This window comes from Rhizobium sp. 10PS4, from assembly GCF_032464805.1.
In the GTDB taxonomy this organism is placed as follows: Bacteria; Pseudomonadota; Alphaproteobacteria; order Rhizobiales; family Rhizobiaceae; genus Rhizobium; species Rhizobium laguerreae.
This window is the reverse complement of the sequence record NZ_JAWDIW010000002.1, coordinates 446,457-459,729: the sequence shown is the minus strand read 5'-3', so window position 1 is coordinate 459,729 and position 13,273 is coordinate 446,457. Positions and strand designations below refer to the sequence as shown.

General features: G+C 62.9%; 12 protein-coding genes and 2 pseudogenes. 6 read left to right on the top strand and 8 right to left on the bottom strand.

The window, feature by feature from the left end; translation table 11 throughout:
- Nucleotides 1–6: 6 nt before the first annotated feature.
- Together blh and RWJ89_RS05190 are read right to left on the bottom strand one after the other, a co-directional pair.
- A complete protein-coding gene (gene blh, locus RWJ89_RS05195) occupies nucleotides 7–1,287 on the bottom strand; it encodes a bifunctional sulfur transferase/dioxygenase Blh (protein ID WP_222043171.1) in 1,281 nt (426 codons plus the stop codon).
- A gap of 166 nt (nucleotides 1,288–1,453) precedes the next feature.
- Nucleotides 1,454–1,814, bottom strand: a pseudogene (locus tag RWJ89_RS05190) (DsrE family protein).
- A gap of 72 nt (nucleotides 1,815–1,886) precedes the next feature.
- Here RWJ89_RS05190 and RWJ89_RS05185 point away from each other — a divergent pair.
- On the top strand, nucleotides 1,887–2,849 hold the full coding sequence (locus tag RWJ89_RS05185) for an AraC family transcriptional regulator (protein ID WP_222043170.1): 963 nt from the start codon (nucleotides 1,887–1,889) through the stop codon (nucleotides 2,847–2,849).
- Between the two features lie 490 nt (nucleotides 2,850–3,339).
- On the opposite strand, the gene RWJ89_RS05180 is transcribed toward RWJ89_RS05185, so the two are convergent.
- Nucleotides 3,340–4,233 (bottom strand): AraC family transcriptional regulator, encoded by an 894-nt coding sequence (locus RWJ89_RS05180; RefSeq protein WP_222043169.1) that lies wholly within the window; start codon nucleotides 4,231–4,233, stop codon nucleotides 3,340–3,342.
- A gap of 291 nt (nucleotides 4,234–4,524) precedes the next feature.
- Here RWJ89_RS05180 and RWJ89_RS05175 point away from each other — a divergent pair, with 291 nt between their 5' ends.
- Nucleotides 4,525–5,280 (top strand): SDR family NAD(P)-dependent oxidoreductase, encoded by a 756-nt coding sequence (locus RWJ89_RS05175; RefSeq protein ID WP_168285143.1) that lies wholly within the window; start codon nucleotides 4,525–4,527, stop codon nucleotides 5,278–5,280.
- A gap of 119 nt (nucleotides 5,281–5,399) precedes the next feature.
- Here RWJ89_RS05175 and RWJ89_RS05170 read toward each other — a convergent pair whose 3' ends face one another.
- The 4 genes and pseudogenes from RWJ89_RS05170 to RWJ89_RS05155 all read right to left on the bottom strand — a co-directional run bounded on the left by RWJ89_RS05170 (nucleotide 5,400) and on the right by RWJ89_RS05155 (nucleotide 7,333).
- Nucleotides 5,400–5,783 (bottom strand): VOC family protein, encoded by a 384-nt coding sequence (locus tag RWJ89_RS05170; RefSeq protein ID WP_020050584.1) that lies wholly within the window; start codon nucleotides 5,781–5,783, stop codon nucleotides 5,400–5,402.
- Between the two features lie 161 nt (nucleotides 5,784–5,944).
- Nucleotides 5,945–6,423: pseudogene (locus tag RWJ89_RS05165) on the bottom strand (cupin domain-containing protein).
- A gap of 44 nt (nucleotides 6,424–6,467) precedes the next feature.
- On the bottom strand, nucleotides 6,468–6,848 hold the full coding sequence (locus RWJ89_RS05160) for a VOC family protein (RefSeq protein ID WP_168285167.1): 381 nt from the start codon (nucleotides 6,846–6,848) through the stop codon (nucleotides 6,468–6,470).
- A gap of 221 nt (nucleotides 6,849–7,069) precedes the next feature.
- Nucleotides 7,070–7,333: a DUF1127 domain-containing protein gene (locus RWJ89_RS05155; protein WP_168285144.1), complete on the bottom strand. Its 264-nt coding sequence runs from the start codon at nucleotides 7,331–7,333 to the stop codon at nucleotides 7,070–7,072.
- Nucleotides 7,334–7,509: 176 nt separating this feature from the next.
- Between RWJ89_RS05155 and RWJ89_RS05150 the strand changes: the two genes are divergently transcribed.
- The 3 genes from RWJ89_RS05150 to RWJ89_RS05140 all read left to right on the top strand — a co-directional run bounded on the left by RWJ89_RS05150 (nucleotide 7,510) and on the right by RWJ89_RS05140 (nucleotide 11,312).
- Nucleotides 7,510–9,522 (top strand): BTAD domain-containing putative transcriptional regulator, encoded by a 2,013-nt coding sequence (locus RWJ89_RS05150; protein WP_168285145.1) that lies wholly within the window; start codon nucleotides 7,510–7,512, stop codon nucleotides 9,520–9,522.
- Between the two features lie 109 nt (nucleotides 9,523–9,631).
- Nucleotides 9,632–10,168 carry an ATP-binding protein gene (locus RWJ89_RS05145; RefSeq protein WP_168285146.1) on the top strand — a complete coding sequence of 179 codons (537 nt, stop codon included), beginning with the start codon at nucleotides 9,632–9,634 and terminating at the stop codon, nucleotides 10,166–10,168.
- Nucleotides 10,169–10,325: 157 nt separating this feature from the next.
- The gene (locus RWJ89_RS05140) at nucleotides 10,326–11,312 is read left to right on the top strand and encodes an aldo/keto reductase (RefSeq protein ID WP_316030653.1); all 987 of its coding nucleotides are present in this window, start codon (nucleotides 10,326–10,328) and stop codon (nucleotides 11,310–11,312) included.
- 365 nt (nucleotides 11,313–11,677) lie between these two features.
- Here RWJ89_RS05140 and RWJ89_RS05135 read toward each other — a convergent pair whose 3' ends face one another.
- The gene (locus RWJ89_RS05135; RefSeq protein WP_168285148.1) at nucleotides 11,678–12,085 is read right to left on the bottom strand and encodes a hypothetical protein; all 408 of its coding nucleotides are present in this window, start codon (nucleotides 12,083–12,085) and stop codon (nucleotides 11,678–11,680) included.
- A gap of 230 nt (nucleotides 12,086–12,315) precedes the next feature.
- Between RWJ89_RS05135 and RWJ89_RS05130 the strand changes: the two genes are divergently transcribed.
- Nucleotides 12,316–13,161, top strand: a complete 846-nt coding sequence (locus tag RWJ89_RS05130) for an NmrA family NAD(P)-binding protein (RefSeq protein ID WP_168285149.1) — start codon at nucleotides 12,316–12,318, stop codon at nucleotides 13,159–13,161.
- Nucleotides 13,162–13,273 lie beyond the last annotated feature (112 nt).

The following is a 13,273-nucleotide window of genomic DNA, read 5'->3' as shown; positions in this document are numbered from 1 at the left end:
GCCGCCCTACAACGCATCCAGCGGAATCTTCAAATACCGCCTGCCATTTCCCTCCGGCTCGGGCAGCCGCCCGCCGCGGATATTCACCTGCAGCGCGTGCAGCATAAGCTTCGGCTTCGGCAGCGTGCGGTCGCGCGCCTGGCGCAGCGCCACGAAAGCGGCCTCGTCGATGCCTGCAATATGTGGATTGGCGCGCTTCTGCGCCGCCGCCGTGCTTTCCCAGCGCGGATGCCGGCCGCCGGGCTGGTAGTCGTGGCCGGAAAACAGACGAGTTTCCTCGGGCAGCGACAGGATGGCCTGGATCGACTGCCAGAGGGCGGCAGCACCGCCGCCCGGGAAATCCGTGCGCGCCGTGCCCGAATCCGGCGTGAACACCGTATCGTGCACGAAGGCGGCGTCGCCGATCAGATAGGTAATCGAGGCAAGCGTATGGCCCGGCGAAAACATCACGCGGGCTTTAAGCGCACCGATCTCGAAGGTGTCGCCATCGGCAAAAAGCCGGTCCCATTGCGAGCCGTCGGTTTCAAGCGCCGGCCAGTTATAGATCTCCTTCCAGAGCTTTTGGACGTCGGTGACATGACTGCCGATTGCGGTCGGCGCGCCGGTCCTCTCATGCAGATAATGCGCGGCGGAGAAATGATCGGCATGCGGATGGGTGTCGAGGATCCACTCGATCGTCAGCCCTTCGCTTTCGACATGAGCGAGGATGGCATCGGCATTGGCCGTCCCCGTCGCCCCCGACATCTCGTCGAAATCGAGCACCGGGTCGATGATGGCACAGCGTCTCGTCGCTGGGTCGGAAACCACATATTGCACGCTGCAGGTGCGGGGCTCGAAGAAGGCCTTCACATGTGGCGCCTGCCTTGTCCGCTTCTCCAGCCAGCTGCGCGCACCGGCAAGATCGAAGCCGAGGTTTTGACCGAAGGCCTCGACATCCCCGGGCTTCATTCGCCCGTCGAGCACCTCGCCCAGCGCATGGAGCGTCAGCGCCCGCGTGCCGCTCTTGCAATGGGCGACGACCGGCCCCTTCGCTTGCGCCATCGCCGCCTGGAAGGCGAAGATATCGGCCTCGGTGATCTCGGACCCCTTCACCGGCACGAAACTGTAGGAAAGCCCGGCGGCCGCGGCCGAAGCTTTTTCCGCCGTATTGCCCGGCTGGCCCGGCTCCTCGCCATCAGGCCGGGCATTGATGACGGCAGCAAAGCCGTCTGCGGCGAAAGCGGCAAAGGCTGCGGCGTCGGGCTGCCCCGCCACCGATAGCAGTTCATTGACCTTCACGCATGTCATTGAAGCCCCCGAAAGCCCGCGCCGCCCTCATCATGCAGTATCGCATGTATATCGACCCAATCACACAAGTATATTTCCGAGCGCAAGAATGCCGCAGATCATCAAAGTTTCGGGATGCCGGTGTAAGACGCTTTCCTCAACGCCCGCCCAACCCGGCTTTCCCCGGTCAAAACGACAGCGTCGCAGCACCTTCCTTGATCTCGGCATGCATGGCGCTGGCGCCGACGATGACGACGCCGTCGAGCAAATCTTCCTTATTGTAGCCGCGGGAAGTCACGCAGGGCGGGCAGGCCCAGATCATGCCACCGCGCTGCTGGAAATTCTCGATCAGGCTCGCGAGCGGTTCGAGCGGCGGCACATGCGTCATGCGCTGGCCACCCTTGCGCACCAGGTCGATCCCGGTGCTGGTGAGGAATACCGAGACCTTCAGCCCGGCGGTGATGCCGCCATGGGCAATGGTGAAGGCAACGGAGGGATTCGATGCCTTTGGTCACGAGCACGACCAGTTTGTCGCATTGAGTTTGCATAGTATTCTCCCAATCGAGTTGCAGTGAACGTGTCGATGATAGGAGGACGCGCGACGCGCGTATTTGGCCGGGATGCGTGAAGCCTTGTCCGAAAATCCAGACGATGCCGGCGGCGTGGCGCGTGACGATGTGCTTTCGGCGCTGCTCTCGACGATCCGCCTGTCGGGATCGCTGCAATTCTGCTTCATGCCGACCGGCGACTGGCAGACGGATGCCACGCCCTCGCTCGCAAGCCTTTCGGCAAAGGCCTCGGGCACGATGCCGTTTCGCATCGTCGCCGCCGACAGCTGCTGGCTGAAAACGGAAGGCGAAGAGACGTATCTGGAAGCAGGCGACGTACTGGTCTTCCCCTTCGGCACCGGCCATCAGCTCGGCGCAGGCAGAGACGGCATGCTGGTACTGCCGACCCGCGATCTGCCGCAGAAGCCATGGCGTGAGATTCCCGTGCTGCGTTACGGCGACGAGACACAAGGCGTGCGTCTTCTCTGCGGCTATCTGCAGTGGGACGGGCTGAGCTTCGCGCCGCTTCGGCAGTCCCTGCCGAGCCTTATCCATGTCAGAACGCGGGCCGCCAATGACGGTGACTGGCTGCGCGCCACCATCCGCCAGATGGTCGAGGAGGTCGACAGGCCACGGGCCGGCGGCGTCTCGATGCTGCCGCGACTGACGGAAATTATCTTCATCGAAATCCTGAGGCACCAGATCATGATGGCCGAGCCGCATGCGATCGGCTGGCTGGCAGCGCTCGCCGATCCGGCGCTGTCGCGCTGCCTCTCCCTCATCCACGACGACCCCAAACGCGACTGGTCGCTGGAGCAACTGGCCGCGGCATCGGGAATGTCGCGCAGCGCGCTGGCCGAACGCTTCCAGGCGATGCTTTCGACATCGCCGATCCGCTATATCCGGGACTGGCGGCTTTATCTCGCAAGCGTGGCGCTCGCCACCTCAGGCCAGCCGATCGCGGCGATCGCCTACGACGCCGGCTATGCCACCGAAGCCGCCTTCAACCGCGCCTTTTCCCGCACCTCATCCTGAGATGCCCCCGTGTCGCTGCACGTCGGAATATACCGAAATCTCGCGATATCGGGTCGACCTCTGCCTTGCTAGCATCACAATTGTCAGAGGAGCGACACGCTGTACTTGGGATGGAGAAAATAATGACGCCAGTCGGAATCAGGATTGCGGCGGTAATGTTCTCGGTTGCCGTTTGGGCTATGATTATAACAGCCGCAATGCACATTCCGATGATTGAGACGCACACATTGATACTGGCGCTCGCCAGATAGCCTGGCATGTCATCGCCAATGCGCCACGAGTGCAATCGAATATCCGACGGCGCGGGATTGAGGGTGTACTGGACCGAGGAGCGGCAGCGCCCAAGAGAACCTTACCCTGAGGGGCCTCGAAGGACGAGGCGTGTGCGCCGGCGCCAGATGGATGCAGAGAGCAGCGTTGCGGCGTGCCCTTCGAGGCTCTGCCCTACGGGCTACACGCCTCAGGATGAGGGCCGTTGGTGGATGCCGCTCTAAGCCGCCACCGGCCCCCGGTCCCGCGCCGTTTTCATGTCCCTGACCGGCGACAGGCCGAACATGCGGCCGTATTCCCGGGTGAACTGCGGCACGCTCTCATAGCCGACGGCAAAGGCGGCGTGGCTGGCTGGGACACCTTTGGCAAGCATCAACCGCCGCGCCTCGATCAGCCGCAGCTGCTTCTGGAATTGCAGGGGCGAGAGCGAGGTGACGGCGCGAAAGTGCTGGTGGAAGGAGGATGGGCTCATGCCTGCCACCGCAGCCAGCCTCTCCACCGGCACGGTCTCGGCGAACTCGGCGCGTAGCACTGCCACCGCCCGCGCCACGCGCCGCACATGGCCATCCGGCCAGCCGAGCCGGCGGATCGCCGTGCCGTGCCGGCCGGCAAGCAGCCAGTAATGCATCTCCCGCACCAGCTGCGCCTGCAGCACCGGCACCGAGGCCGGGCGGTCGAGCAGGCGCATCAGCCGCAGCGCCGCATCCGCCACTTCCGTATCGGTCGGCTCGACGCGCACCGGCGCGGCATCCACCACCCGGGCGAGCTTCATCTCGACGCTGAGCTCGGCGATCAGTGCCGGGTCGAGGTCGAGCACCAGCGAGTAATAGGGCCGGCCGACTCTTGCCGCGGTGATCTCGCTCACCGTCGGCACATCGGCCGTGATCAGCAGCGAGTCTCCGGAGCTGAAATCGAACACGTCATCGCCCATCGTCACGCGCTTGGCACCCTGCACGACAAGCGCCACCAGCGGCTTGGAGATCGCATATTGCATGTCGCTCGGCATCGTCGCGCGGATGGTGGCAAGGCCTGGAATCGGCGTGCGCGCCAGCCCGGAGAGATCGGCATGGGTCTCGGTGTAGCGGCGAACAGCTTCCAATAGCGTCTCTGTCATGCCCTGGCCTCTCCTGCAGTCGAGCTACCCTAAGCCGAAATTGGAGGTTTAGGCAATATCCCTAGCGATTCCGGCAACACCACCCGCCTTCCCTCTGAGATAGTCACACCGTCAGAGAGACGAGACGCTTGATCGCAGCGGATCGCCGAACGCAAGGAGGTCTTCGATGACTGAAATCTCCCATGCCGGTACAGGATTCGGCGAAATAGGCAAAATGTCAGGCGCTTCGAGCAACGGGCCTCGCCCGTCTTTTCCGATCGTCGCACCAACACACCACGAAGGAGTTTCGAAATGAGCAAGATTGCAATCGTCACCGGCGCCAGCCGCGGCCTCGGCCGCAACGCGGCTGTCAGCATCGCCCGCCATGGCGGCGATGTCATCCTGACCTACCGCAGCGGCAAGGCCGAGGCCGAAGCCGTGGTCGGCGAAATCGAAGCCATGGGCCGCAAGGCTGTCGCCCTGCCGCTCGATGTCGGCAATGTCGCAACCTTCCCCGCCTTCGCCGATCAGGTCCGTAAGGCGCTGCACGACAAGTTCCGGCGCGATAGCTTCGACCACCTCGTCAACAATGCCGGCCACGGCGAAATGGCAATGTTTGCCGAGACCACCGAGGCGCAGTTCGACGCGCTGTTCGACGTCCATGTCAAGGGCGTGTTCTTCCTCACCCAGGCGCTGCTGCCGCTGCTTGCCGATGGCGGCCGCATCGTCAACTTTTCCTCCGGCCTCACCCGTGTCTCCTATCCCGGCTTCTCCGCCTATTCGGCCGCCAAGGGCGCAATCGAGATCCTCACCATCTACCTCGCCAGGGAACTCGGCAGCCGCGGCATTGCGGTCAACACCGTCGCGCCCGGCGCCATCGAAACCGATTTCCTCGGCGGCGCCGTCCGCGACATGCCCGACCTCAACAGCCAGTTCGCCGGCATGATCGCGCTTGGCCGCGTCGGCGTGCCCGACGATATCGGCCCGATGATCGCAAGCCTGCTCGGCGACGACAACCGCTGGATCACCGCCCAGCGCATCGAAGTCTCCGGCGGCCAGGTCATCTGAACTCGCCTGCCGCCAGACAGCAAAAAGCCCCGCCAATCATTGACGGGGCTGTTCTTCCTGAAAATCGCTTCGGCATTACGCTCTACAGCGCCGCGCGCCTTTTCCCGCACCTTCGGGGATCAAGCGGATGGATTGGCGACGCCGGTTTGTTCCATCTCCTTCTGAACGACGCAGAACCTGTTTCCATCAGGATCAGCCAGAACGATATAGTCCGCGCCTTCGGGATAGCGCCAATCCACACGCTGCGCTCCAAGAGACAACAGCCGCTCGACTTCGGCTTGCTGATCGGATGCATAGAGATCGAGATGATGGCGCTGGTGGGTGGTGGGGTCGGATGAAACGATCGTGATCGCCATCTGCTGTCCTTCGCCCGTGACCGGGACAAGAATGGCCCAATCTTCCGACGGCTCTCGCAAAGGTTTATAATTCAAGGCCGCGCGCCAGAATTCGATGGCGCGCGCAACATCCCTCACACCCCAGACAATCGACCCAATCGTAAGCATCAAATGTGCCTCCTCAAGACCAATGCGCGCGTCGGTGACATGGACGCAGCGCGGTTAGGACATACGGATATTTCCAAGCGACAGGACTCTTGAGAGAGTGCCATGCCGCGAAAGCGATCACGCCGACAATAGACAGACCCGCTCGACTCCCTGACGACCAATCAGCGCGGTTGCGGTGCCGTCAATCCGAGGGCCAGCGTGATGTCGTTGATGATCCCCAGTCGCGCTTCGATTACCGCGATTTTCTCGGGCGTATCGGCACCAAAAGCCTCGATATCGATAATTGCTCGCAGCCGCCCGGCGTGACCGTGCCGAACATCTGGCCGGGTTCGTCGCCTATGTTTCGCCAGCTGTGCAGTACATGTGGCGGCAGAACGACGACGGTTCCCACAGGCGTGTCGAACGCCTCGTCGCCGCACCGGAATCGATAGAGACCGCGAACGACCCGAAAGACTTCCGTCTCCCGGGTGTGCGTGTGCGGGGCCGGACCATGACCCGGCGGCGTGAAGGTTTCCCACATCCCGAACGCGCCGCCGGTCTCGGCGGCCGTGGCATGGATGACGATCCTCGCGCCGAAGGGCGCCCTCGCCACGCGCTCCTTGCCGGGCAAAGAGACAACGGCGTTCCTGAAACTCGACATATCCACCTCCCCCTCGATTGCATTCTTTGGGCGGAGCCCGGCGCTCACCCTTGCGGCGCCGGCTCATTGAGCATCGCTTCGATATTGTATCCGTCGGGATCGAGAACGAAGCAGGCATAATAGTTCTCTTCATATTCCGGCCGCGGGCCGGGCGCGCCATTGTCCCGGGCGCCGGCTTCTAGCGCGGCCCGATAAAACGCCTCGACCTCCGCCCTGCTCCGAACCCGGAAGGCAACGTGCAAACGCGTCAGAGGCGGCTTGTCGTCGGTGTGCTGGATCTCGAACAGGCTGCCGCCGACATCGAAGGCCCAGGACACGCCCTCCTTCCCGAAGGTACGGCGATAGCCCAGAGGGTCGAGAGCGCGTTCATAGAACAGCTTGCTCTTCTCAAGGTCACTCACTGCAATGGTAATATGATCGATCATGCCGTGCATCCCTATCGTTCCAGCGTCCCATCATAGTCGAAATCGCCGCGGCGGAAAAACTGACGACTGATGGCGAAGGGTGGCCAGATCAACGGTCCCTGCCCAGACAGAGCGGGAATCAACGATTGCCTGCTGCCAATCGAATCTGGCGCCAAGCTTGCACCTTGGATCCTCGCCTTGTCGACCGGCAGCCGACGCGTCCGCGCAGTCGAACATTCGGACTATCGCATTGACATCAATTTCGTCATCAGCCCTGCTTTGATTTCGAGCACGGGTCGATTGATTTGGGGATGACCGATGTCACCCCGGGGATGGCCGATGTCCCTCAGCTGGTCGGGCGTCAGATCTGCCAATGCCTTCCGTCTTGCGACGCTCCGCTGCCACTTCCTCAGGGCAGCGACAATGATTGCTACGCTGTTCGGTCTGAACCCGAACAACTGTCCTTTCGGCGCGCTGATGCCGGCGTGAGTTTCCGTGTGAGCCATTTTCAGTCTCCCATTTGTGAGATTTGCAAGTGGGAGCCTGACACGCGGGCGTATTCCGGCTGTTCGGTTCAGCGTGAACGGCCAGGAAAACTTCGACAAGCCGCCGCTAAATCGGTGTTAAATCTATCTGCCGAAATGCTATTCTGCGGTCGCGGTCGAAATCTGGGAGACGATCTTTGCGCATCAGGTTGCTGGGTGGCCTTGAAGTGATGTCCCGGGAGCACCGGCAAATCCGCTTCGCCACGCGCAAGACGTCACTTCTTTTTGCTGCCCTGGTGCTTGCAGGCCGCCGCGGCCATCGCAGGGAACTGGTTTCCGAAGCTTTCTGGCCAGGACGAAGCAATGAGCAGGCCCGCAACAGTCTGCGCCAGGCGCTGGTCGATATCAGGCGATCGTTTCCGGCTGGCGGGGATGCCACCGTTTACATCGACGGGGACCAGGAAACCGTCGCGCTGATAACAGGTCCTGATGAAGCGGACATTTCGATCTTCGACCGTAAACTGGAGGCCGGCCGGACGGCCGATCTCGCCTTCGCCGCCGATCTCTACCGCGGCGAGGTGCTCTCAGGCGAGGCCATTCCGGACGGGTTGGACGAGTGGTTCGGACCCTATCGCAGCACATATCAACGCAAGGCGCTGCAGCTTGTGGAGCGGTTGAGCCTCGCGCTCTCCGAGCCGGGCTCCGCGGACGAATCGGCCTGCGAAGGGCTGGCTGAGAGGCTGCTCGCTGCGGACCCGACCGTGGAGGCCGCCCATCGGGCGCTGATGCGGATCCACGCTCTGAGGGGCCACGAAAACGCGGCCTTGCGCCAATACGAAGCCTGCCGGGCGCTCCTGAAGAAGCATCTTCAGGCTGAACCAGAAGCACAGACGTCCTCCCTGGCAGCTTCGCTGCAATCGCGGCAGGGACCCGGACATCCGCGGAGCGCACCGGCCGCCGACGTCAGAGCGCAACCGCAGGTCTTCCCCGCCCCGGCGAAGCATCACGATCGGCCATCGGTTGCGGTCCTGCCATTTCAGAATTTGAGCGGCGACGCGGAGCAGGAATATTTTGCCGACGGCATCGTCGAGGACATCACCATAGCACTTGCTCAATTCCGCCATCTCTACGTCATCGCCCGGAATTCGAGCTTCACCTACAAAGGTCAGGCGGTCGACATAAAGCAGGTCGGGCGTGACCTGGACGTACGCTACGTGGTCGAAGGGAGTGTGCGCCGCACGGGTGACCGCCTGCGCATTGCCGGGCAGCTCATCGACACGTCGACCGGTACACATCTTTGGGCCGATCGTTTTGACGGAACCCTGGCGAATGTCTTCGATCTTCAGGATCAGGTCGCCTCGAGCATCGTCGGCGCCATAACGCCGAAAGTGGAGGAAGCTGAGATCGAGCGTGCCAAACGCAAGCCGACGGAGAGCCTCGACGCTTACGACTACTATCTCCGCGGCCTGGCGGCCTTCGACCGGACGGTCACCAACCGATCGGTCATCGATGAGGCCCTGTGGCTTTTCAGGGAGGCGATCGAGCGTGACCCGGAATTCGCCACAGCCCATGCCCGAGCGGCACGCTGCTACGCCACACGAAAGAGCAATGGCTGGATGCTCAATCCCGCAGACGAGACTGCCGAAGCCACCCGGCTGGCCCGGAGAGCGGTCGAACTCGGCTGGGACGATGCGGTTGCGCTCACCTACGGCGGATATGTTATCGGTTATGTCGGCGGCGATCTCGATGACAGTGCGGCCTGCATCGATCGCGCACTCTTCCTCAACCCGAATCTGGCCGCTGCGCTCGGCGTCAGCAGCTGGGTGAAGGCCTGCCTGGGCGAACCTGATAAGGCCGTTGAACACGCTACACTTGCCATGCGTCTCAGCCCTTTGGATCCGCGCCTCTTTGCCTGGCAGTTCAACATCGGTCTCGCGCATTTTTGCGCCGGCCGCTATGACGATGCTGCCGCCTGGGCAGGAAAATCGCTACGCCACCAGCCGAACTACCCGAGCGCCATGCGCGTGATGGCGGCGAGCCAGGCCATGGCCGGGCGGCTTGTGCAAGCCCGCGAAACGATCGCCCGCCTGTGCCTGATGGACCCCGCCCTCCGGCTTTCCAATCTCGCCGACGTACTTCCACCATTCCGAAGACCGGACGATCGCAGACGATATATCGAGGCTCTCAGGATGGCGGGACTGCCGGAGTAGCTGCCGTTTCAGCGGCTTCTTCAGAACGAAAGGGACCATGGCCGGGCTATTGCCGCCCCCCTATCGGCTAATTGCGAAACGATGCTGCTTCGTGCGAAAATGCCGCGCGATGGATCACACGGGCGAAGTTCTCATTCTCACCGGGCCGCCGGGCTCCGGGAAAACCACGACGGCCGAGGCGCTCGCCAGCGAGCCCGGCTCGCCGAAGGTCCATCTTCATTCCGACGACTTCTGGCATTTCATCAAGAACGGCGTGATCCCGCCCTATCTACCGGAAGCGCATGAACAGAATATCGTTGTCGTCGACGTGTTGACGAAGGCGGCGTCAGGCTATGCCGGCGGCGGCTACTTCGTCGTCGTGGACGGCATCGTCGGGCCGTGGTTCCTGGAACCGTTCCGGAAAATCGCGGCACCCCTCCACTACGTGGTCCTGCGTCCGCCGCTCGATGTCGCCATCCGGCGCTGCCGGGAGCGCGGCGGCGACACGCTGACCGATCCCGGCCCTATTGCGGCGCTCCATCAGCAATTCTCATCACTTGGCCCGTTCGAGCAACATGTCGTCTCGACGGAGGGGCACGAGAGGGAAGACACGTTGCGCGCGGTGATCGAGGCTATGCGCAGCGGCGCGTTTCGCCTGGCGTCATAACGCAAGCCCCTCAGCTTTTTACCCGATCCCGGTTCGTCCTCTCCGAGCGAGCCGGGAAATTCATGAGCGGACCTCATAAGTTCATGCCGATATCTCCGGCTAATCGCCGCCGGGCTTTGCCCTATCTTGGGATCAAACCTGGGAAGGAGGACTTGAAATGATCAAGCGCAAGCTCGGCCAAAGAGGCCCTGACGTCTCGGCGATCGGCTTCGGCTGCATGGGGCTGAACTACCATCGCGGGCCGGCGATGGAGCCTGGTGATGCCGTCGCGCTCCTGCGGGCGGCGCATGAGCGGGGTGTCACATTCTTCGACACTGCCGAAGCCTACGGGCCGTTCACCAACGAGGAACTCGTCGGCGAGGCGCTGGCGCCGATCCGCGATCAGGTGGTGATCGCGACGAAATTCGGCTTCAGGGATGGCCGGCCGGAAGTCGGCCTGGATAGCCGGCCGGAACGCATCCGTGTGGTCATCGAAGAAGCCCTCAAGCGGCTTCGCACCGATCGCATCGATATCTTCTACCAGCATCGGGTCGACCCTGCGGTACCGATCGAAGAGGTGGCAGGCACGGTCAAGGATCTGATCGGCGCCGGCAAAGTGCTGCATTTCGGCCTGTCAGAAGCGGGCGTCGAAGCCATCCGCCGCGCCCATGCCGTCCAGCCGGTCACCGTGTTGCAAAGCGAATATTCGCTGTGGTGGCGCAACCCGGAGCGGGAAATCCTGCCTGTTGTCGAAGAACTTGGCATCGGCTTCGTGCCCTACAGCCCGCTCGGCCGCGGCTTCCTCGCCGGCAAGATGGACGAGAACACCAGTTTCGAAGGCGGCAACGACCACCGCCACACCAATCCGCGCCTCTCGGCCGAAAACCGCAAGGCGAACCAGCCGGTGGTCGATGCGATCGAGGCCATCGCCGCCCGCAAAAACGCCACCGCGGCCCAGATCGCCATCGCCTGGCTGATGGCGCTCAAGCCCTGGATCATCGCCATTCCCGGCACCACCAAGCTGCACCGGCTGGAAGAGAATATCGCTGCCGCCGACATCACCTTCACATCGGAGGAACTGGCCGGGATCGATGCGGTCTTCTCAGACATCGAGATCCACGGCGACCGCTACTCCGCAACCTCGGCAGCCCGCGTCACGCAGTGAACCGACGACACCGATCGGTCGATGCAACAGCACGAACGTTCTTGTCTCTCGGTGCGCCGGCGTCGGATGGATGCAAGGAGCAGCGTTGCGGCGTATCCTTCGAGGCTCCGCCCTATGGGCTGCGCGCCTCAGGATGAGGGCCGTTGGAGGATGCCGCACACCCAACAACAGGCGTGAGAGGACGCGGCAACCCCTCTTCCGTCATGCTCGGGCTTGTCCCGAGCATCTGCAACCGGTGCCGCAGAGCCTCGGCACAAGGCTGACATGACCGGAGAGCGAGGCGGCGTTCGCGTCACACTGAAACCGCCCGCGAGAAGACGCGGGCGGTTGCATCATCGTGTGGCACCCGCCTCAAGCGCGGATGATCAGTCCTGCCCCTGCAGGCGGTCTATAACCTGGAGCAGCAGATCGGCGCAGGCTTTCATCGGTTCGTCCTCGGCGCATTTGAGATCGATCCGGGTGTTCCCATCCTCGATCCGGAAATGCGCTGCCTTGGACGGCGGTGGCGGGCGATGCCCACGGAAACCACGGAAACCCATGTCGCCTCTCCGACCATGCCAGCGGTAATCGGGGCGATCTCCCGGCCGCGCATCCGGCCGGTCCTTCATCTGCTCATCGTCATCAGGAGCGGACGGAGACGGCGGAGGAGGAGGCGAGCCGGGTTCGGCCGCCGCGGGTGGAGTCCCGGCGGATGGCGGAGCCGGCGGCTGCTGGGCGAAGGTTGTGCCGGCCAGTGCTGCAAGGGCAAGGCCCGATAGCAGAAATCTTTGCATTGGAAGCGTTCCTTTCGGAGTTATGAGGCGTGTCTGTAAACACCGCGCTGAGGCTTTGGTTCACCCCCGTTACCGCTTGTGATCGAAATCGGCGCGCCAGGGGCCATGCGCTCGGTCGGCTTCCACCATAAATGTGTCGGCAGGCGGCTGAAGACAGCTTTGCGCCACCTGACAGGAACCATCGGCACCGAGACTGCGTTTTGCAGCGAAACAACTGCCGGGTGGAAATCATGTACATCGTTCTGGGTGCAGCGGGAAATGTCGGTTCCCGTGTCATCGAAGCGCTGAAGCCCGCTGGCGAGAAGATATTCGCGCTCGTCCATAGTGAGCAGAAGGCGAGCGCGGTCGACGGTGGCAATATCGAGGCCGTGGTGCTTGATGTCCTGGATAGTGCGGCACTGAGGGCTGTCTTCCAGAGAGGTCGACGCGCTTTTCTCCTCAACCCGCCGGCACATCCCGGCACCGATACGAACGCCGAAGAGCTGAAGACTGCACGAAGCATTGCCGCGGCGCTGACGGATTCGGACCTTGAAAAACTCGTGGTGCAATCGACCTATGGCGCCAGGCAAGGCGATGGCATCGGCGACCTCTCGGTGCTGTATGAGTTGGAGCGCCTGGCTGAGGCAAGCGGCATTCCGGCGGCGATCAACCGCGCGGCCTACTATTATACCAATCTCGATATGCTGCTGGAGCCGGCGCGCAAGGGTATGATCACCACCGCCTTCCCCGAACACTTCATCTTGCCGATGGTTTCTCCCGCCGATCTCGGTAAGGTGGCCGCCGCGCGCCTGGCAGGCTCAGTCAGTGATGTCGGCATCAACTATGTGGAGGGACCGCGGCGATATGCTTTCGCCGATGTCGCCGCAGCTTTCTCCGCGGTCGTCGGAAAGTCGGTGAAGGTGAAAACGACGCCGCGCGACCAGCTCGAAGAAAGCTTTCGCAAGCTCGGCTTCTCGCCTGCCGCCGCCCGCTCCTACACGCGCATGACCGAGGCGACGCTCGACGGCCCCGAATTGCCGCGCGAGCCCAATCGCGGAGAGATCACCCTCGAAGACCACATCGCCGCGCTTCGGTGAGCGGCGATCGCGGACGCATTCCTGTCGAGAACGATAGTCACATGTGAAAAGGTTCGCTGCCCCCGAGACGTCTTTCGCCTCGCCTCTGCCTTGTTGCTCGCGTATCCTGACG

Bases quoted from the DNA above. Each gene is read 5' to 3' on its own strand.
- RWJ89_RS05130 (WP_168285149.1), top strand. From the start codon at position 12,316: ATGTACATCGTTCTGGGTGCAGCGGGAAATGTCGGTTCCCGTGTCATC.
- RWJ89_RS05185 (WP_222043170.1), top strand. From the start codon at position 1,887: ATGCGTGAAGCCTTGTCCGAAAATCCAGACGATGCCGGCGGCGTGGCG.
- RWJ89_RS05170 (WP_020050584.1), bottom strand. From the start codon at position 5,783: ATGCTTACGATTGGGTCGATTGTCTGGGGTGTGAGGGATGTTGCGCGC.
- RWJ89_RS05140 (WP_316030653.1), top strand. From the start codon at position 10,326: ATGATCAAGCGCAAGCTCGGCCAAAGAGGCCCTGACGTCTCGGCGATC.
- RWJ89_RS05160 (WP_168285167.1), bottom strand. From the start codon at position 6,848: ATGATCGATCATATTACCATTGCAGTGAGTGACCTTGAGAAGAGCAAG.
- RWJ89_RS05155 (WP_168285144.1), bottom strand. From the start codon at position 7,333: ATGGCTCACACGGAAACTCACGCCGGCATCAGCGCGCCGAAAGGACAG.
- blh (WP_222043171.1), bottom strand. From the start codon at position 1,287: ATGACATGCGTGAAGGTCAATGAACTGCTATCGGTGGCGGGGCAGCCC.
- RWJ89_RS05135 (WP_168285148.1), bottom strand. From the start codon at position 12,085: ATGCAAAGATTTCTGCTATCGGGCCTTGCCCTTGCAGCACTGGCCGGC.
- RWJ89_RS05175 (WP_168285143.1), top strand. From the start codon at position 4,525: ATGAGCAAGATTGCAATCGTCACCGGCGCCAGCCGCGGCCTCGGCCGC.
- RWJ89_RS05180 (WP_222043169.1), bottom strand. From the start codon at position 4,233: ATGACAGAGACGCTATTGGAAGCTGTTCGCCGCTACACCGAGACCCAT.
- RWJ89_RS05145 (WP_168285146.1), top strand. From the start codon at position 9,632: ATGGATCACACGGGCGAAGTTCTCATTCTCACCGGGCCGCCGGGCTCC.